Origin of the sequence: Shewanella cyperi (assembly GCF_017354985.1) — a bacterium.
Lineage (GTDB): Bacteria > Pseudomonadota > Gammaproteobacteria > Enterobacterales > Shewanellaceae > Shewanella > Shewanella cyperi.
Window position 1 is genome coordinate 3594378 of the sequence record NZ_CP071501.1, and the last position, 18908, is coordinate 3613285.

Annotated in this window: 17 protein-coding genes; 12 read left to right on the forward strand and 5 right to left on the reverse strand. The window is 56.4% G+C overall.

Features of this window, described 5'->3' with window-relative positions; genetic code table 11:
* The first annotated feature begins 79 nt into the window (after positions 1–79).
* Genes JYB84_RS15975 through JYB84_RS16000 form a run of 6 tightly spaced genes read left to right on the forward strand, consistent with a single transcriptional unit; the run spans position 80 to position 7968 of the window.
* Entirely contained in the window at positions 80–2167 is a 2088-nt protein-coding gene (locus JYB84_RS15975) for a sulfatase-like hydrolase/transferase (RefSeq protein ID WP_207321005.1), read from the forward strand.
* A gap of 3 nt (positions 2168–2170) precedes the next feature.
* Positions 2171–3892 carry a glycosyltransferase family 39 protein gene (locus JYB84_RS15980; protein ID WP_207321006.1) on the forward strand — a complete coding sequence of 574 codons (1722 nt, stop codon included), beginning with the start codon at positions 2171–2173 and terminating at the stop codon, positions 3890–3892.
* Positions 3893–3945: 53 nt separating this feature from the next.
* Complete coding sequence (locus tag JYB84_RS15985; protein ID WP_207321007.1) at positions 3946–4977, forward strand: glycosyltransferase family 2 protein; 1032 nt, start codon at positions 3946–3948, stop codon at positions 4975–4977.
* A gap of 38 nt (positions 4978–5015) precedes the next feature.
* Entirely contained in the window at positions 5016–6293 is a 1278-nt protein-coding gene (locus tag JYB84_RS15990; protein WP_207321008.1) for a glycosyltransferase family 4 protein, read from the forward strand.
* Between the two features lie 25 nt (positions 6294–6318).
* Positions 6319–7011 carry a class I SAM-dependent methyltransferase gene (locus JYB84_RS15995; protein ID WP_207321009.1) on the forward strand — a complete coding sequence of 231 codons (693 nt, stop codon included), beginning with the start codon at positions 6319–6321 and terminating at the stop codon, positions 7009–7011.
* A 6-nt stretch (positions 7012–7017) separates the two neighbouring features.
* Entirely contained in the window at positions 7018–7968 is a 951-nt protein-coding gene (locus JYB84_RS16000) for a lysylphosphatidylglycerol synthase domain-containing protein (RefSeq protein WP_207321010.1), read from the forward strand.
* Between the two features lie 18 nt (positions 7969–7986).
* On the opposite strand, the gene JYB84_RS16005 is transcribed toward JYB84_RS16000, so the two are convergent.
* Complete coding sequence (locus JYB84_RS16005; protein ID WP_207321011.1) at positions 7987–9543, reverse strand: methyl-accepting chemotaxis protein; 1557 nt, start codon at positions 9541–9543, stop codon at positions 7987–7989.
* Between the two features lie 256 nt (positions 9544–9799).
* Between JYB84_RS16005 and JYB84_RS16010 the strand changes: the two genes are divergently transcribed.
* The 3 genes from JYB84_RS16010 (at position 9800) to JYB84_RS16020 (ending at position 11488) form a co-directional block, all read left to right on the forward strand.
* Positions 9800–10012 (forward strand): ParD-like family protein, encoded by a 213-nt coding sequence (locus JYB84_RS16010; RefSeq protein ID WP_207321012.1) that lies wholly within the window; start codon positions 9800–9802, stop codon positions 10010–10012.
* Positions 10005–10829 carry a type I methionyl aminopeptidase gene (gene map / locus JYB84_RS16015; RefSeq protein ID WP_207321013.1) on the forward strand — a complete coding sequence of 275 codons (825 nt, stop codon included), beginning with the start codon at positions 10005–10007 and terminating at the stop codon, positions 10827–10829. Before JYB84_RS16010 ends, map begins: the two co-directional genes overlap by 8 nt.
* A 137-nt stretch (positions 10830–10966) precedes the next feature.
* Positions 10967–11488 (forward strand): GNAT family N-acetyltransferase, encoded by a 522-nt coding sequence (locus JYB84_RS16020; RefSeq protein ID WP_207321014.1) that lies wholly within the window; start codon positions 10967–10969, stop codon positions 11486–11488.
* Between the two features lie 49 nt (positions 11489–11537).
* Here the strand turns inward: JYB84_RS16020 and JYB84_RS16025 are convergent, their stop codons facing one another.
* Complete coding sequence (locus JYB84_RS16025; protein ID WP_207321015.1) at positions 11538–12245, reverse strand: SIMPL domain-containing protein; 708 nt, start codon at positions 12243–12245, stop codon at positions 11538–11540.
* Between the two features lie 257 nt (positions 12246–12502).
* Here JYB84_RS16025 and rimO point away from each other — a divergent pair, with 257 nt between their 5' ends.
* Positions 12503–13927, forward strand: coding sequence for a 30S ribosomal protein S12 methylthiotransferase RimO (rimO, locus tag JYB84_RS16030; protein ID WP_207321016.1), 1425 nt, complete (start codon positions 12503–12505; stop codon positions 13925–13927).
* A 10-nt stretch (positions 13928–13937) separates the two neighbouring features.
* Here rimO and JYB84_RS16035 read toward each other — a convergent pair whose 3' ends face one another.
* On the reverse strand, positions 13938–14174 hold the full coding sequence (locus tag JYB84_RS16035) for a ribosome alternative rescue factor ArfA (RefSeq protein ID WP_207321017.1): 237 nt from the start codon (positions 14172–14174) through the stop codon (positions 13938–13940).
* A 228-nt stretch (positions 14175–14402) separates the two neighbouring features.
* Between JYB84_RS16035 and JYB84_RS16040 the strand changes: the two genes are divergently transcribed.
* Complete coding sequence (locus JYB84_RS16040; RefSeq protein ID WP_207321018.1) at positions 14403–15266, forward strand: substrate-binding periplasmic protein; 864 nt, start codon at positions 14403–14405, stop codon at positions 15264–15266.
* A gap of 22 nt (positions 15267–15288) precedes the next feature.
* Here the strand turns inward: JYB84_RS16040 and pmbA are convergent, their stop codons facing one another.
* Positions 15289–16632, reverse strand: a complete 1344-nt coding sequence (pmbA, locus tag JYB84_RS16045) for a metalloprotease PmbA (RefSeq protein WP_207321019.1) — start codon at positions 16630–16632, stop codon at positions 15289–15291.
* Positions 16633–16796: 164 nt separating this feature from the next.
* On the opposite strand from pmbA, the gene yjgA reads away from it, so the two are divergent.
* Positions 16797–17330 (forward strand): ribosome biogenesis factor YjgA, encoded by a 534-nt coding sequence (gene yjgA / locus JYB84_RS16050; protein ID WP_207321020.1) that lies wholly within the window; start codon positions 16797–16799, stop codon positions 17328–17330.
* A 59-nt stretch (positions 17331–17389) separates the two neighbouring features.
* Here yjgA and tldD read toward each other — a convergent pair whose 3' ends face one another.
* A complete protein-coding gene (gene tldD, locus JYB84_RS16055) occupies positions 17390–18838 on the reverse strand; it encodes a metalloprotease TldD (protein ID WP_207321021.1) in 1449 nt (482 codons plus the stop codon).
* Positions 18839–18908: the final 70 nt, after the last annotated feature.

Here is an 18908-nt window from a genome sequence, read left to right on the forward strand (position 1 = left end):
CAACCGCGAGCCGGTTGCAAACCGGCATGCGTATCTGACCGAATCAAACCGGGAAGAATTTTAGGCATACGGGGAAGGCATGGGCCAAGGAACAGCAGCATTGCACTCTACTCACTCCGGGGCACAGGTCTCGTTGCTGCGCACCTTCTTCAGAACCCTGGCACTGATGATACTGCTGCTGATCATCTTGTTTAATTACAAACACCTGATCCAGTATTACTCAGCCCTTTCCATGGCCGATACCATGATGCAGCTGGATTCAAGCCAACTGCTGAGCCGGGGATTCATCCTAGATATTGGCTTATTTATCGCTGCGATACTGTTTCTGCATGGCCTCTGGGCTGCCGTAATCACCCTGTCGTGCCATCCTTGGTTCAACCGGATAGCTGACGATACCCTGCGCACCCAGATTTGGTTCATACTGCTCCTGCTGCATCTGATACTGGCACTGGCAGCCAATTCATTGCTGTACCCCACCTCCCTGCTGGGGATATTCCGCGGCAGTCCCATGGCAAGTGTGCCCTTTGTCGGCCTGTTGGGCCTGCTGTTGCTGGCCAATTTTCTCTATGGGGTGTTGACGCTGCTGCATATCCCTTTGTTAAAGGGAGTGACCATGGGCACAGTGCTGATCCTCTTGGGATTGGGAATAGCCTGGATAACGCCTGCCCCCGTCAGCCAAACCAAGGGCAACAAGGCCAACCCGAACGTGTTTATCATTGGCATTGACGCCTTGAGACCTGATCATCTGGCTTACCTCGGTGCAGATGCCAACCTGGCTCCCAAACTGAATGCCTTGCTGGCACAGGCCAATCTTTATGACCGAGCCTATACGCCATTGGGTCGAACCTATGTGGCCTGGATGAGCATATTGTCGGGCCTGTATCCCACCAATAATGGCGCCCGCTTTAATCTCGCTCCCCCCGAGCTGGTGCAAAAGCCCTTCCCCTTGGTGGACGCGCTGTCAAAGCGAGGCTACCAGACAACCTACGCCATGGATGAACGACGCTTTAATCAGATTGATGAAGAGTACGGATTCGATAGCGTGGTGGGCCCCAAGGTTGGTGCGGCCGACGCCATTATTGCCAATCTGGCGGACTTACCCCTGGTTAATCTGTTGATCAATACCTCGGTGGGCCAATATTTGTTTCCCTATCTCAATATCAATCGCGCCTACGGCAAAACCTACGACCCGCAATTATTCAACAAAAGAGTCGTGACCAGTCTGTCACCCACAGCGCCCAACTTTCTGGCCATTCATTTTTGCCAACTGCATTGGCCCTTCACCTCCAAGGACTTTGTTGAACTCGACAGCAACCAATGGCAAGGAAACTATAACCATTTCATGTACAAGGCCATGCTGAAGAAGGTCGATAGCCAATTGGATGACTTTATGACGCAGCTGGCACACAAAGGCATGCTCGACAATGCGCACGTATTTATCGTTTCTGATCACGGTGAAGGCTTCATGCTGCCGCAAGACAGGCTCACAACCCGAGATGGGGAGGACCGAGAACTCAATGTGTCGGCCTGGGGTCACGGCACCAATCTGCTGGCCCAGGAGCAAACCCATGTGCTGTTGGCACACCTGAAATATAGCCTTGGCAAGCCGGTCAACCCGGCACAGCGGATCGATGGACTGTTTTCATTGGTCGACATAGTCCCCACCCTGTATGCCGAACTGGGCCTCCCCCTGGACACAAAAGTGGATGGCCAGCCCCTGCCAAAACACACCCGGCCGGACCAGGACAACCGCATGGTATTTGTCGAATCCTCATTGCCCGTACGTTCGGTTAATGCCAGTTTCATTAATGAAAAGAAAGTGTTGTCCGAAACAGCATCCCAATACGAAGTCCGGAAAAATGGCCGGGCCGTCATGAAGCCTGAGGCCTACAACACGAACATCGCCCGCAAACAGCGGGCCGTGTATCACAGGCAATGGCAGTTGGTGCTGTTCCCCGATGATAAGGAGCCGGTTCTGGTCAATACCCAGACCAAAGACTGGCACTACCTGGGCAATTACCAGGGCGACGCCCCATGGCGGGAAATGCTCTCGGCCCTCTGTGGGCATTATCGAGATGATCCCGGGTTCAACAAGTTCAAGGGCTGCCAAATCCACGTGGCCACGGGAAGCGAAGCGGCCAATTCACCCAACGCTCAGGAGCATTGAGTCATGGACACCCTGGTTGAAAATACTCAAACCAAGGTATGGAACTCAGTTCTGACTCAAACACATTGGTTGACCGGCTTGCTTTGCCTCGCTTTGGCAGGGCGTCTGTACGTTGGCTGCCGCTACGAAATTAACTGGGATGAGTTCTATTATCTGTCACTGATCTACGATCATCTGCGAGGTGACCTAAGCTACGGACTACAAACCTTTCATGTGCACCTGTTCAGCTGGGTGACCTGGCTCCCGGAAAATGAAGCAGAGCAGATAATTGCGCTGCGACTGCTGATGTTATTGTTGCAGTTGCTCACCTGCCTGTTGATCTTCCGCATTTGCCGCCGCTTCAGCAGCCTTAACGGCGCACTGTTCAGCGTACTGGCGTATGCCGCCCTTTCCTACAATATGCGCATGGGCAACAGTTTCAGGGTCGACCCCTTACTGAGCTGCTGCCTGATGGCAACATTGGATGTAGTACTGCAAAAAAAGACAACCAAGGCCCTCTGGGCGTTGGCTGGATTGGCAATGGCACTGGCCATGATGCTCAGCATAAAGTCAGCCCTTTATCTGCCGACCATAGGGCTTATTCTCTTGATTACCCTGTTGAGACCCAAGCACGACAGGTTAGGCCAACACCATTGGCCGCCCCTCATTACGGCAGCAGTGATGGGTTTCGCCCTCATGTACCTTTACCACTACGCCAGTTTGGGAAGTATCACAGGACTCTCGGACGTATCCCTGCTGTCCCACAGTCTGGACAAAACACTTGAGCAGAATACGCTCTTCCCCAGAAAACGTTACCTCAGCTATAGCTTCATCGTGGACATGGGATTTTGGCTGACCCTGTTGTATGGCTTGAAGATTGCTTTGAACAAAGCGATAGACAAAAGCCAGAAGCAGGAAGCCTGGCTGCTGCTGGCATTGCTGCTGCCACTGACGTCCCTGTTGTTCTACCGCAATGCCTTTCCCTACTATTACGCCTTTATATTGGCCCCAGTCAGTCCTCTGTGTGGCATTGCCTGGGACGGCCTGGAGCAGCATTCCGGCAAAGCAGAAACCAACGCCATCAAGGGCCTGGTATTGCTGAGTTTTAGCGGCAGCATACTGTTCAATGGATTTTGGATGCCATATGCACGCAACCTGGACAACCAACAGCAATTGCTGGCCCTGGTGCACAGGCTCTTCCCCGAGCCTTCCACCTACATTGACCGCTGTGGCATGGTGTCTTCCTTCCAACAGGTCGGTTTTTTCATGAGCACCTGGGGAATGGAGAACTATCACCTCAGACAAAGCCCGCTGCTTACCAAGGCCATATCGTCATACAAACCAGCGTTTTTTATCGCCAATCTCGACTCGCTTGATATCTCCCGGGCACGCTCGGCGGGGCCGGCGGCTTACCAGCTACTGGCGGAAGACAAGCAAAGCCTGAGCGACAACTATATTCACCATTGGGGTGAACTCTACGTGGCAGGCAAGGAGTTTGTACTCACTCCCCCCGCGGGGGAGCAAAACTTCACTATCATAATTAATGGAGGCTATACCCTGGAGGGGCATGGCAAGGTCTTGATTGATGGAGAGGAATTCATGCCCGGAGACCTTGTACAGCTGAATGCCGGTCAGCACAGCATCAGCGCAATGACGATCGCAGGAAAATTCAGCCTGCGCTGGGGAGAGCAGCTGTATCGCCCGGAAAAGGACCCGGAGGAGCGCTCCATTTTCAACGGCTTCTGAATTTGAACACTGGGCAGCAACCAACATTCACAGAGATGGCATAAGGTATTGAGATGAAGCTGATTGTGCAAATTCCTTGCTACAACGAAGCCGCCAGCATTGGGGCTGTCATCGCTGCCGTGCCAAAGCACATCCCTGGGGTAGAGAGCATAGAGATACTGGTGATCGATGATGGTTCCACCGACGCCACGGTCGACATGGCCCGCGCAGCCGGAGCCAATCACATTATATCCAACACGGGCAATATGGGGCTGGCCCGCAGTTTTCACACCGGAATAGAAACCTGCCTGCAACTGGGCGCAGACATCATAGTCAACACCGATGGTGACAACCAATATTGCGGAGCCGACATCAGCCGTCTGGTGCAGCCCATACTGGCTGCCAAGGCCGACATAGTCATAGGCGACAGGGGCGGCTTCAGCAATCCCCATTTCTCTTGTTTTAAAAAGACCTTGCAGGTATTGGGCAGTTTCATCATCAAAAAGATGACCAAGTTGAACATAACGGATGCCGTCAGTGGCTTCAGGGCCCTGTCACGCCACGCCGCCCAACAGATCAATATAGTCTCCGAATTCAGCTACACCATAGAAATGCTGGTGCAGGCCAGCGCCAAACGTTTGAGCGTGGTCTCTGTGCCGGTGGCCACCAATGAGAAACAGCGCGACTCGCGGCTTTTTCGCAGCATTCCCCAATTCCTGTATTTCTCGATCACCACCTTGCTGCGGATGTACACCATGTACCGGCCGCTGCGGGTGTTCTTTACCCTGGGTCTGCTGGCCCTGATTGCGGGAAGCATCCCCATAGTGCGCTTCATCTATTTTTATTGGCTGGGACAGGGCGATGGGCATGTGCAATCACTGGTACTCGGCGGCACATTAGTCATTCTCGGGGTATTCACCCTACTGGCCGGTTTGATTGCCGATTTAATTAATTTCAATCGCAGATTGATTGAAAAAATGTTGCTCCGCATCGATCAACTTGAGCAGCAATTGGCATCCAGCCAGGGTGAGTCCAAACAAGGGATTGTGACCGAACAGACAGACACCACAGATAAGCCACAGCCAAAGATTGGCAGAATTAAATAACCCAAAGCCGCGTGTGATTTATAGGATAAATAATGTAGATGCAGCCACAGGATGACATTCGTGCTCAACACATAAAACGAATTCTGCTCGTGAGTTCCAATTATCCCAGGTGGCAAGGAGACAGCACCACACCATTTATACATCACCTTGCCCGGGATTTAATTGCTCTCGGTTGGGAAGTCGACGTGTTGGCACCACACGCTCCCCAAGCGGCTATGGCCGAGCAACTGGACGGAGTGACGGTCAAACGTTTCAGATATTTGTGGCCTGAACGCTGGGAAAGTGTTTGCTATCAGGGTGGTGCCTTGATGAATTTGCAACGCAACAAGTTGAACTACCTTAAGCTACCGGCATTGGTATTGTTTGAATGGCTGGCCATTATCAAGTGTTTAATGCGGGGCAATTACGATCTGCTGCATTCCCACTGGATCCTGCCCCAAGGTTTTACCGGGGTATTGGCGGCCAAATTATTTCGCGTCCCCCATGTCATCACAGTTCATGGCAGTGATGCTTTTGCCCTGAAAGGCCGAATAATGGAAATATTCAAAGCCTTTACACTGAATAATGCTGACCTTGTTACGGTAAACAGCCATGCAACCAGAAGGCAAGTGCAAACCATTTCACGCGCTTTGCCTGAGCCACAATTGATTCCAATGGGAATCAGCATCAGCAGTATTGATCCTCAAGTCCAGGCTGAGCTGCGCAATCGCTACCGAATAGCCGAAGGACCCTTGCTGATTTTTGTGGGGCGCCTGGTAAAGCAGAAAGGCGCCGAGGATATGTTGCGGGCATTGGCCGCGCTCAAGTACAAAGGCATCAATGCCAGCCTGATGGTGGTGGGCGATGGACCTGAGTATGACGCTTTGAGGCTGCTGGCAACCACACTGGCAGTTGCTGAAAGAACACACTTTACCGGTTGGATAGCACCAAACTCAGTTGCCAACTACATGGCCGCAGCGGACATATTTGTCGGCCCATCGAGACAGACCGCCGATGGAGCCACCGAAGCTCAGGGGCTGACATTTATCGAAGCCATGCACGCGGGAACTCCTGTCATTGCCACAGCGGTAGGCGGGATTACGGACCTGGTTCAGCACGAAGTGACCGGGCTACTCGTGCCTGAAGCGTCGCCGGACGACATAGTCAGCAGTATAGAGAGAATAATGGCGGACAAGACTTTGGCAGAAAACATGGTCAAGCAAGCAAAAGAACTCAGCCAACACTATACCCGCTCCCACACAGCTGCTGAGTTTGCAAAGCAGTTTGATGCGTTAATCCAGGACGGTTATACCAACAAGGCTCATCACAACCTGTAACAGAGAGCAAGTCGAGGACAGGGACATGGAACAATTGAGTGAGAGGCAAAGAAAAGCACTGCACGGCGCAGACTATGTCGCCCGCTTCAGTCGGCAGTCACCGGCCAGACTGAGCCGTTTGCTGGATCAGATCCACATTCCCTCCGGCGCCAGGGTGGTCGATTTCGGCTGCGGTGATGGGGCCATTATCGGCTCCATCAAGGACAGGATCGGCGCCTATACCGGAGTGGATTTCTCCGCTGAATTTATTGCCGCCGCCAACCACAGAAAACGCGAGCTGAATGCCTCCCGGTTGAAGTTTGAGTGCGCTGCCATCACGGATTTCAGTCAAAACCATGCACAGGACTTTGATATCGGCCTGTGTCTGGATTTGAGTGAGCACGTCTATGACGATGAATGGCAAGCCATAGTCAATGCCATGTTTCATTGCTTGCGGCCGGGGGGCAACTTCTATCAGCACACGCCCAATGCAGATTTCATTTTGGAAATCATGAAACAACACAATGTCCTGCTGCGGCAGTTTCCCGAGCACATAGCGGTGCGAAATGCCGCAGAAAACCTCGGCTTTCTGCGCCGGGCGGGTTTCAGCAACATCAGGGTTCATTTCATTCCCCACTATAACGTGGCGCGCCTGCTGCACCCGCTTTCCGCCCTGCCAAAGGTCGGCAAATACTTTCAGGCCCGCCTGTTACTCAGTGCGCAAAAACCCATGGTCTGACCCCTGATGCAGACCGCCCACAGACAACGCCTCTATTCCTGGCTTGGCCTGGCGCTGATGTTGACCGCCAGCGCTTTTTTCGTGCGCTATGCCATCAACAACTGGGCCGCATTACCCCTCGGCCTGTGGCATGCGGCACTCCTGCCGGCCTTGCTTGGGGCCACGGGCGGTTATCTGCTGACCTTTGTTGTAACGGGTTTTGCCTGGCAACGGCTGCTGAAAGGCTTTGGGGAATCTGCCACCCTGGCCCAGGCGGTGGTCATTGGCCTGCTGTCGCAATTTGCCAAATACCTGCCGGGGAATGTGGGACAGCATGTGGGCCGGGCTGTGCTGGCGCACCGGGCCGGTTGGCGCAAGGCCGCCATAGGGCTCAGCATGGTGCTGGAATTGCTGCTGGTTTTACTGGCCGCCATGTTGAGCATACTTATGGCCATAGTGGCGAACAGCAGCTTTGCCCCCAACAGCTCCCTGTTGGCTCAAATCCTGGGGATCACTGCTCTGGTTTGCCTGCCGCTGCTGGTCTTGCTGCGGTATGTTGATCCTCTGCTGCGCAAGCTGGCTTCCTTGATGCCGGCCATAGGCCCCATCAGCCTCAAACGCCCGCCATTGCCACAGTTGCTGTGGTGTCTGCTGCTTTACACGGGAAACTTTCTGCTTTTGGGGGCCATACTCTGGCTGCTTGCCATGCAACTCGGCAGTGGCGCTGCGGCAAATTTCTGGTTGCTGACCGGCAGTTTTGCCCTGGCATGGGTGGCGGGCTTTGTCACCCCGGGGGCACCGGCCGGCCTCGGCATACGGGAAACCATAATGGTGACCTTGCTTGAGCCGGCCTACGGCCCGGGAGCCGCCCTGTCACTGGCGCTATTGCTGCGGCTCATCACCAGTCTGGGCGACGCCCTGGCCTTCCTGGCCGGGCTCTGGCTCAACCGTCGGCAGAGATCCAGAACGCCCGCTTGAGTTAAGCCAAGCCTGGGATCAGCGCCTGAAGCGGCTCACCAGTTCATGCAGGTCATTGGCGGCCCGTTCCAACTGCTGGATTTGACTGGAGGCCAATTCCGACTGTTCCAGACTGTCGAGGGCCTTGGCCGAGATATTGACCACCTGCTCGTTAATCTCCTCCGACACGCTCTGCTGCTGATCGATCACATTGGCCATCTGCTCAGACATGGCGGCGATGCGGTTTACTGCCTCGGCAATGCCCTGCAGCATCTGCTCGTTGCGAAACACCTGCGACAGACCGGCCTCGGCTTCGGCCTTACCCACCTTGGCCACCTCTTCGGCGGACTTGGCGCTGTGGATCAGATGATTGACCACAGCATAGATATCACGGGTCGATTGCTGGGTGCGTTGGGCCAGGTGGCGCACCTCGTCGGCCACCACGGCAAAGCCGCGTCCCTGCTCACCGGCCCTGGCCGCTTCGATGGCGGCATTGAGCGCCAGCAGGTTGGTCTGCTCGGCAATCTGTTCGATCATCTCGGCCGCCGCCGCTATCTGATTGGTTTGCTGGGCCAATTCGGTTACAGATTGGCTGATCTGCGACACTGTATTGTTCAGCTGCTCGATGGAGCCCCGGGTAGTCACGGCCACTTCCATGCTTTGACCGGCCAGGGTTGCCGCCTGCTCCGCCTCCTGAGCGCTGTCCTTGACGTGGTTGGAGACATTGGCAATGGAGGCGGTCATTTCCGTCATGGCGGTGGCCACCAGATCCGTTTCCACCTGTTGCTGACGAATATTGGCCGTGGCCTGCTGGCTCAAAGTCAAGCCCCGGTTGGACGCCTGACTAACCCCGGCCGCCACGCTCTCGATGCGGGTCAGCACAGTGCCCAGGTGGGCCTTGCCGCTGAGCACAGCCACCTTGAGCATACCCAGGGGCCCCTTTTCCTCGGTATAGGAGGCGGCCGCCAGTGGATGGGAAAAGGACTCGGAGGTCAGGGCGTTGAGCTCCTTAAACACCCGCTGACTGCGGGTCGCCGCCAGGGCCTGTACCAGCAACGGCCAGGCACCGAGCCATGCCAGGGCCACCACTGGCCAGCCGGCAAACCAGAAACCTATGCCCGCCAGCACGGCTGCTGAGGGCAACAGGCCTCCAACCAGGCTGCCCCATGCAGGCCCCGCCTTGGCACGGCCCTCGTTGATGCGGCGATACAGGGCCTCGGCACGCCTGACGTCGGCGGGTTTGGGGCTGGAGCGCACCGACTCATAGCCTATAACCTTACCCTTGTCGGTCACCGGGGTCACATAGGCGTCCACCCAATAGAAATCACCGTTTTTACAGCGATTTTTAACCAATCCCATCCAGGCCTTGCCCTCGCGCAGATGCTGCCACATGACCTTGAAGGCTTCCGGCGGCATGTCAGGATGCCGCACCAGATTATGGGGCTGGCCCAGCAATTCTTCCTTGGTGAAGCCACTGATATCGACAAAGGCCTGGTTACAGTCGGTGATATGGCTATTGAGATCCGTTACCGAGATGAGTTTTACGTCCTGGGGAAAGGTTCTCTCCCTGTTGGTCACGGGTTGGTTGATGCGCATATCGTTCCTCTGGTTGTAAAAAGCGGCTGGGTATAAGCCCATGCCCGGTTACGGCTTTAGGGCATTGAATGACCAAGCTAACATCGTGTAACCCATTGTATTGTACAAATTTGTACCAATACCGAACGCAATCCTGATACTTACTCCCCTGGATATAACCGGGTTGCCGATGGCTGCACTACTGCCGAGGAGCCCCTTGCAACACAACTATCAAACAAATACAATTCATATATGTTTTATATTTGATTTGTATTTTATGGGTATAGTCAAAATTTCCGATGAACTGCACGAAGAGCTGCGCAAGGCCAGTGGCGTGATGGCGCGTTCCATCAATGCCCAGGCCGAATTCTGGATAAAGATGGGCATGCTGGCGGAGCTGAATCCCGGTAAAACTTACGGCGAATTGATCCAGGATCTCTATCGACAGGAAGCCGTGACAGTGCCGGGGAGCCACAGCGTCGATGCCTAGAAATGCCAGGCAACAGGTGCCGTTGAAAACCCGCGAGGAAGCCGCAGCCATGCGCCACTCAGGCGCCCTGCTCGCCCGGGTATTCGCCATGTTGGACGACTTTGTGCGCCCCGGGGTGTCCACCATGGCCATCAACGACAGGGTCGAAGATTTCATCGTCAATGAATTACAGGCGCGCCCCGCCAGCAAGGGCCAGTATGGCTATGCCTATGTGCTGAACAGCTCGGTCAATGAGGTGGTCTGCCATGGTGTTCCCGACGCCCGTCAGGTGCTCGGCGCTTCCGACATAGTGAATCTGGACATTACCCTGGAAAAGAATGGCTTTATCAGCGACTCGAGTAAGATGTACCTGATGCCGGATGCAAACCCGGCGGCGAAAGCTCTGGTGCAGACCTGCTATCAGGCACTGTGGCGCGGCATAGACCAGGTGCGTCCCGGTGCCAGGCTCGGGGATATAGGCCACGCCATAGACAGCTTTGCCCGCGCCAAAGGCTATGCGGTAGTGGAAGACTATTGTGGTCACGGCATAGGCCGGGAAATGCACGAGGAGCCACAGGTGCTGCACTTTGGCCGTCCCGGAACAGGACTGCAGTTGCGCCCCGGTATGTGCTTTACCATAGAACCCATGCTGAATCAGGGCAGCGCCAGAACGAGGTTACTCAAGGATGGCTGGACAGTGGTTACCCGCGATAAAAAGCTGTCTGCCCAGTGGGAACACACGCTGTTGGTGACGGAGACAGGCTGCGAAGTCCTGACCCTTCGCGCGGAAGAAGATCCCCGCCTGCTGCTGGGATCGCAGGCAACACACAAGAGCTAGTCATCCTGGCCGCAATTGGGCAATGGAAACAAGACACGCCCCTCCATTTGGAGCGGCATGATTATCACTGACAGTGTCTCTGCCCGCAGGGCAAAGCTTATGGCATACTGCGGTCAACTTTCCCACCGGAGCCGCAGATGCAGTTCATCCCCTGTACCTTGGAACAACATGGTGAGGCCATTCTGGCCATCTTCAACGATGCCATAGCCCACTCCACCGCCCTTTATGAATACCAGCCAAGGGACATGGCGCGGATCCAAACCTGGTTCGAGGCCAAGCAGGCAGGCAGTTACCCCGTGATAGGCGCAGTAACGGCTGAGGGGGAGCTGATGGGCTTTGCCAGCTACGGTGCCTTCCGGGGCTTTCCGGCCAACAAGTATTCGGTGGAGCACTCTGTGTATATTCACCCGCAGCACAGGGGCAAGGGACTGGGGCTGGCACTGATGCGGGAACTGATTGCGGCCGCGCAGGCGCAGCAGCTGCACGTGTTGGTGGGCGCCATAGATGCGGGCAACCAGGCCAGCATTGCCCTGCATCAAAGGCTGGGGTTTGAGCATGCCGGCACTGTCAAACAGGTGGGGTTCAAGTTCGGTCGCTGGCTGGATCTGGCCCTGTATCAGCTGATCTTAACTACCCCGGAATATCCAAGCGACAATTGAGCCATTGGGGCGCCTCCCAAAGCGAAGGCGTCATTCAAACCCGCTGAGGTTATTGCTTCAGTCGATAACTGACCTCCACCCTGTCGCTCAAGGTGATGGCCGATGACTCGTAGCTTCGGTCCACGGCATCGGCTTCCATGGCGGCGGCCTTGTACAGCATGGGGCGTACCGGTACCTGCTCAAAATAGCGGATGCGCCAGACGCCATCGAGCTTTTCGCCAAAGCCCGTCGCCAATGATTTGGCCTTGGCCTGGGCATCGGCGATGGCCAGCTGCCGCACCTTGGCGCGATAGCCGCTGTCATCGCTGAGAGCGAAGCGGATCTGATTGACACTGTTGATACCCTCCCCCAGAGCCTGTTCGAGAATGGCGTTTAGCTTGTCCAGATCCCGCACCGCCACCGTCATTTGCCGGCTGGCACTGAAGCCCTTGATCTGCACCTCACGGCCCTTTTCATAGTCGTACTCGGGGTGAAGGGATAAATTGGCACTCTCTATGTCTTCCTTTTTTACCCCCAGCGCAGTAAGGCGGCTGATAAAGCCGGCCACCGCCTTGTCGGATGCCTTTTTTACATAGGCGCCGTCCGGCCCCTTGCTGACCACCTGTACCTCCAGCCAGGCCATGTCCGGCTGCACCTCCAACTCGGCAACGCCGACGGTTTCCAGCAGCGGCAGATTGTCCTCGGCCAAGGCCAGGGGCGTGATTAGGGCACTTCCCAGGATCAGGGCCAGGGGGGAAAGAAAAATGCTGTTGCTCATGGGCTTCTCCAAAAGTTTGTTACAAGCCAAGGGCTTGCTGATTTGCTGTTCTCACTGCCCCCTAGTAACGGCCATGGGCGGTAAAAGGGTTAAAATTTTTTGGCTCACTGTGGGTTTTAGCTTGATGGATAATTTTTAACCAGCAAGCCTGTACCTTTTTATTGGCTGAGGTATAATCGCGCGCACTTTTTTCGTCCCGCACACTGAATCCAATTCGGCAGCAGGGCGCGTTTGGACAGTCACTCGGAACCCAGATCTTGAATAAATCAGTTGAAACCTTTGATCCCAAGCAAACCACGACCCTGGACACCCCGGCCAAAACTCTGGCCCAGCAGGCGTCAACGACCGACGGCCAGACCGTTGGTAACCGCATTGGGTTTGTCAGCCTGGGCTGCCCGAAAAACCTGGTGGATTCCGAGCGGATCCTGACCCAGCTGCGTATCGACGGCTACGAAGTGACCAACAGCTATGACAATGCCGATCTGGTGATAGTCAACACCTGTGGCTTTATCGACGCTGCGGTGGAAGAGTCCCTGGACGCAGTGCGCGAGGCCCTGGAAGAAAACGGCAAGGTGATAGTCACCGGCTGTCTGGGTGCCAAGGAAAACCAGATCCGTGAGGTGCACCCTGACGTGCTGGAAATCACCGGCCCCCACAGCTACGAAGCCGTGCTGAAACACGTACACAAGTATGTGCCCAAGCCCGAGCACAATCCCTTTACCTCGCTGATCCCCCAGACCGGGGTCAAGCTGACGCCCAAGCACTATGCCTATCTGAAGATCTCCGAAGGCTGCGACAACCGCTGTACCTTCTGCATCATCCCGGCTCTGCGTGGCGATCTCGACAGTCGCGGCGCCGGCAGTGTACTCGACGAGGCCAAGCGCCTGGTGGAAAGCGGCGTGCAGGAAATCCTGGTGGTCAGCCAGGACACCTCGGCCTACGGCAAGGACAAGGGCGGCCGCACCGACTTCTGGAACGGCATGCCGGTGAAACAGGACATAGTCAGCCTGGCACGTCAGCTTGGCAAGATGGGCGCCTGGATCCGTCTGCACTATGTGTATCCTTACCCCTGGGTTGATGACCTGATCCCCCTGATGGCCGAAGGTTTGATCTTGCCTTACCTGGACATGCCGCTGCAACACGCCAGCCCGCGCGTGCTGAAGATGATGAAGCGCCCGGGCCGCGTCGACAAGCAGTTGGAAGCCATCAAGAAATGGCGTGAAATCTGTCCCGAGCTGGTGATCCGCTCTACCTTCATCGTTGGCTTCCCCGGTGAAACCGAAGAAGACTTTGAGCTGCTGCTGGACTTCCTGCGTGAAGCGCGTCTCGACCGCGTGGGCTGCTTCAAGTACTCGGAAGTGGAAGGCGCCGTGGCCAACACGCTCGCAGAGCTTATCAGCGAAGAAGTGAAGGAAGACAGGTACGAGCGCTTTATGGCGGTGCAGGCCGAGATCAGTGCCGAGCGTCTGGCACGCCTGGTGGGCCGTGAGCTGGATATATTGATCGACGATGTGGACGAGGAAGGCGCCATTGGCCGCTCCTACGCCGATGCCCCGGAGATCGATGGCATGGTGTTTATCAACGGCGAAACCGAACTTGAGCCGGGTATGCTGGTGCGTGCCGTGATCACCCATTCCGACGAGCACGACCTGTGGGCCGAGCTGGTACAGCTGCCGGAATAAGCCAATTCGGTTAGTGTAAAAAAGCGTGCCCCGGGCACGCTTTTTTATTGCCCCCATAAAAATCAAAAGGGGCAACGCCCTGTTGCCCCTTCATCTTCCGGCCCTTACGACTGTAGGACCCTTTGCCTTTTTTCGGTTTCTCCACCCTGGCGCTGAACAGCGTGCTGGTGACCAATGCCTTGAGGGCATTGTCCTTGATCTCACCCCGGCCTGTTTCATGGGCCAGGGGCTGGGTTTGTTTGCTCATAAGCACTCCTGATTAAAAGCTTCTGATTAAAAGCTGCTGATTCAAGGCCGGCCAAACTGCCGCCTCAGGGCGCTGCCGCCTCAGGGCGCTGCCGCCTCAGGGCGCAGCCTAAGGCATGGCGCTGAAAAAATCTACAGCTTAGGGACAGATTTTTCATTTGCCCCGGGCTGCATAGGGCTATATGTTTGAACAGTACCCGAGTAAGTCTCCACCATAACGACTAGAACAATGAAAAAAATCCACTTAATCGCCTGCCTGGGACTGGCAATGGCATCGCTGACGGCCCATGGCTGTGAGCTGGTGATGGGTTACCGCACCAGTGAGCGCATGCCCTATATCCATGAAGCCCCGGACAACAGCGGTCTCTATTTCGAACTGTATCAGCTGGCCGCCCAGCGGCTGGGCTGCCAACTGACCGTGGTCCGCGAACCCAAAAACCGCATAATGCATGGCCTGACCAAGGGCGACATCGACTTTTATCCCGGACTGGGCTTCAACGAGGAACGGCAGAAAATAGTCCACTTTATCGCCAATGGCTTGAAGGAGCGTTATGTGGGTATCGGCCGTGAAGATGCCCCGTCCATAACCCGGCTTGACGATCTGGTGCGTCACAACATGGTATTGCTGCGTTCCCTGGGAGGCTTTGATCTTGGCGGTCTGCCACCCAAGCTCAACATCCGCCAGCTGATGGACATGGACATCGCCAAGGCTCTGACGCTGTTGCAGGAGCGCAAAGGGGATTTTTTTGTCTATGACGAAGCCAACCTGAGGTATTTTCTGAAGCAGCATCCACAGCCCGGACTCAGGCTGCAGACCCAGTGTTGTGAGGCGCCCCACCCCATGTATCTGGGTTTCTCCCGCAAGAGTAAACATATTACCGAAGAGGCTAACCCTGACTTTGACCCGACCAAGCCGCTGGCACCAGAAAATGTGCCCATCCGCATTCAGGCAGACAGTTTAGCCGCCAGGTTCCAGACCCTGCTGCTGCAGATGGAACAGGAAGGCCTGATTGAGGCCTTGGGTTATCACTGGTTTGGCAGCTCACCTGAGACAGCGCCGCCAAAAGAAAGCCCCGCAAGCGGGGCCTCCTGAACCAATTCAACTGCCGCCGGCATTAATTGCCGGCGATCTTCATCTCACCCAGCAAGATACCACCGGTGCGAATGGACGAGCGCAGATCTCTATCGCAACTGACCGCCTGGATGTTGCGGTACATGTCCTTGAGGTTACCGGCTATGGTTATCTCCTCCACCGGGTAGAGGATCTCACCGTTTTCCACATAGAAACCGGCGGCGCCGCGGGAATAATCACCTGTGACGCTGTTGACGCCCTGCCCCATGACCTCGGTCACTATCAGACCCGTGCCCATCTGGCGCACCAGCTCATCAAAGTCCATGCCGCTGTCGGACAGGGTCCAGTTATAGATGCCACCGGCATGGCCCGTGTCGGTCAGCCCCAATTTGCGGGCAGAATAGGCGGTCAGCAGGTAGGTTTCCAACACCCCGGCCTGGATGATGTCGCGCTCGCGGGTCGCCACACCTTCGGCATCATAGGCGGCGCTGGCCAGTCCCGCTTGCAGGTGAGGTTGCTCCTTGATGCTGAACCACTCGGGAAAAATCCGGGTATGGATGGCATCCTGCAAAAAGCTCGATTTGCGGTACAGACTGGAGCCGCTGATGGCACCAATCAAATGGCCGATAAGACCGGTGGCCACTTCGGGGGCAAACAGCACCGGCAGCTTGCCCGTGGTAATCTTGCGGGCGCCGAGGCGACTGAGAGTCTTGGCAGCCGCCTTCTGGCCCACCAGTTCGGGGGCCCATAACTCACCGAAGCGCCGTGAAACACTGTAGTCATAATCCCGCTGCATGTCGCCGTTGTCTTCCTCGCCGATCAGCACACAGGACAGGCTGTACCTGGAGCTGCAATAGCCGTGCAGAAAACCGTGGCTGTTGCCATACACCTTGATGCCGGTGTGGGCGTTGGCGCTGGCGCCATCGGAATTTTTAATTCGCGGGTCGGCATCGAGGGCAGCAGTTTCGGCGCGCACAGCCAGCTCGGTCAGCTCCGCCGGGGTCAACTCCCAGGGATGAAACAGATCCAGTTCGGGAAACTCGGTGGCCATCAACGCCTTGTCGGCCAGGCCGTTACAGGGATCGGCCGAGGTATAACGGGCAATATCGTCGGCAGCCTTCACCGCCTGGCGAATGGCCTCGGGGCTGAGATCCGAGGTGGACGAGCTGCCCTTGCAGCCATCGCGGAACAGGGTGATCCCCAGGGCGCCGTCCTTATTGAACTCGACCGTTTCCACTTCCTTGAGGCGGGTGGAGACAGACAAGCCCTGCTGCTTGCTGATCGCCACCTCGGCAGCTCCCGTGCCGAGCTTGGCGGCGTAGTCCAGGGCCATGGCGACCGCGTCCTTGAGGTGATTCAATTCCAGTTCAATATTGTTGGCCGACACTGTCTTGCTCTTAAGTTGAATTCGCAGATGGCTTTAGCATAACAAAGGGCCGCTGGATTCACATCTGTTATTGGCCCGGGCACCTTGTTGACCGCATTCTTCGCAGGCGCTTTTGTCCGGGCAATGGTATTATTGGCGGATAGCTGAAACAGAGGTTTTTTCAAATGAATATCGTGGGTGATTCCGAGCACTTCAAGCAGCCCTATGATCGGGACGAGGAATACGTCAGCAAGTCCGAGCATAAGCGTGAATGCGATGCGGTACAGGAATTGGGCAAGCAACTGGTGGCCCTGAGCAAGAGCCAACTGGACAAGATGGAGCTGGATGAGTCCGTGCTCGATGCCGTGCTGGCGACCAAGAAAATCAAGGTCAACACCGAGGCCTATCGCCGCCAGCTGCAATTTGTCGGCAAAGTGATGCGCAACGTCGATGTGGAGCCCATCCAGACGGCACTGGATCGGGTGCTCAACAAGAACAATAACGAAGCTGCCAAGGCGCAGATTTTCGAGAAGCACCGCGAACGGCTGCTGACCCAGGGTGACAGTGAAATCCAGCAGCTGCTGGAGGATCATCCGCAGCTGGACCGGCAGAAGCTGCGCCAGTTGGTGCGTCAGGCCAACAAGGAACTGGCCAAGGGGCCGGACTCCAAGGCATCAAGGGAACTGTTCAAGTACCTCAGAGATGAAATCGGTGAATAAAAAAACAGGGCTCCCAAAGGAGCCCTGTTTTTTTCCAGCTATCGTAAGGAGTGATCGACTCAGGCGGTGCCGCCGACCGTGAGTCGGTCGAGACGCAAGGTCGGCTGACCGACACCCACGGGCACGCTCTGGCCATCCTTGCCGCAGACGCCGACGCCCTTATCCAGCTCCAAATCGTTACCCACCATGGAAATCTGGCTCATGGCCTCGGGGCCATTGCCTATCAGGGTCGCCCCCTTGATGGCCTTGGTGATTTCACCCTTTTCAATCAGGTAGGCCTCGGAGGCCGAGAACACGAACTTGCCCGAGGTGATGTCCACCTGGCCGCCGCCGAAGTTGGGGGCGTAGATGCCCTTCTCCACCGACTTGATAATATCCGCAGGGTTCGACTGGCCGGCGGTCATATAGGTGTTGGTCATCCGTGGCATGGGCAGGTGGGCATAGGACTCGCGGCGACCGTTGCCCGTGGGCGCAACTCCCATCAGGCGGGCGTTAAGCTTGTCCTGCATATAGCCCTTGAGCACGCCGTTCTCGATAAGCACTGTGCGGTGGCTGGGGGTTCCCTCATCATCTATGGTCAGGGAGCCGCGGCGGCCCGCCAGGGTGCCGTCATCCACCACGGTCACCAGGGGCGAGGCCACCAGCTTGCCGAGCTTGCCGCTGAAGGCACTGCTGCCCTTGCGGTTGAAATCTCCTTCCAGGCCATGGCCCACGGCCTCATGCAATAGCACCCCTGGCCAACCCGGCCCCAGGACCACGGGCATTTCCCCGGCCGGTGCGTCTATGGCGTTCAGGTTCACCTGGGCCTGGCGCACCGCCTCGCGGCAGAAAGCGAAGCACTCGGGCAGACCATTGGCATCGTCGGCAAACAGGGGGGCGAAATCATGGCGCCCACCGCCACCGGCGGCACCGCGCTCGCGCTTGCCATTTTCCTCCAGGATCACCGAGCTGTTGAAGCGCACCAAGGGGCGCACATCGGCGGCCAGGGTGCCATCGCTGGCGGCCACCAGGATTTCCTCGTGCACCGCCGACAGACTGACAACCACCTGGATGATGCGACTGTCGAGACTGCGGATATAGGCGTCGGCCTGCTTGAGCAGGGCAATCTTGCGGCTCTCCTCCATGGCGGCAATGGGATCCAGGCTGTCATACAGGGCCTTGGCTCCCTGACGTTTCCAGGCGCGTACCTTGAACTGGCTGCCACTCTCGGCTATGCCGCGGGCGGCCAGGGCAGAGGCTTCCAGCGCCGCGGGGCTGATTTCATCGGCATAGGCAAAGCCGGTCTTCTCGCCGCTGATGGCACGGACGCCAACGCCGCGCTCGATATGAAAGCTGCCATCCTTGATGATGCCGTCTTCCAGTACCCAGGTCTCATGCCGGCTGCCCTGGAAATAAAGGTCGGAAAAATCGACCTTGTGGGCGTGGATAAGCTTGAGGTAGTGGGCCAGATCATTAAGATCCAGGCCGCCCTGCAGCAGGCTGTGTTCGACTTGAGTTAAAAATGGCATTGACTCTCTCTCTGATCCCTCAGGATCCGTTGTAAATTCGATAACTTGGGGCAATAAGTGCCACCGGAAT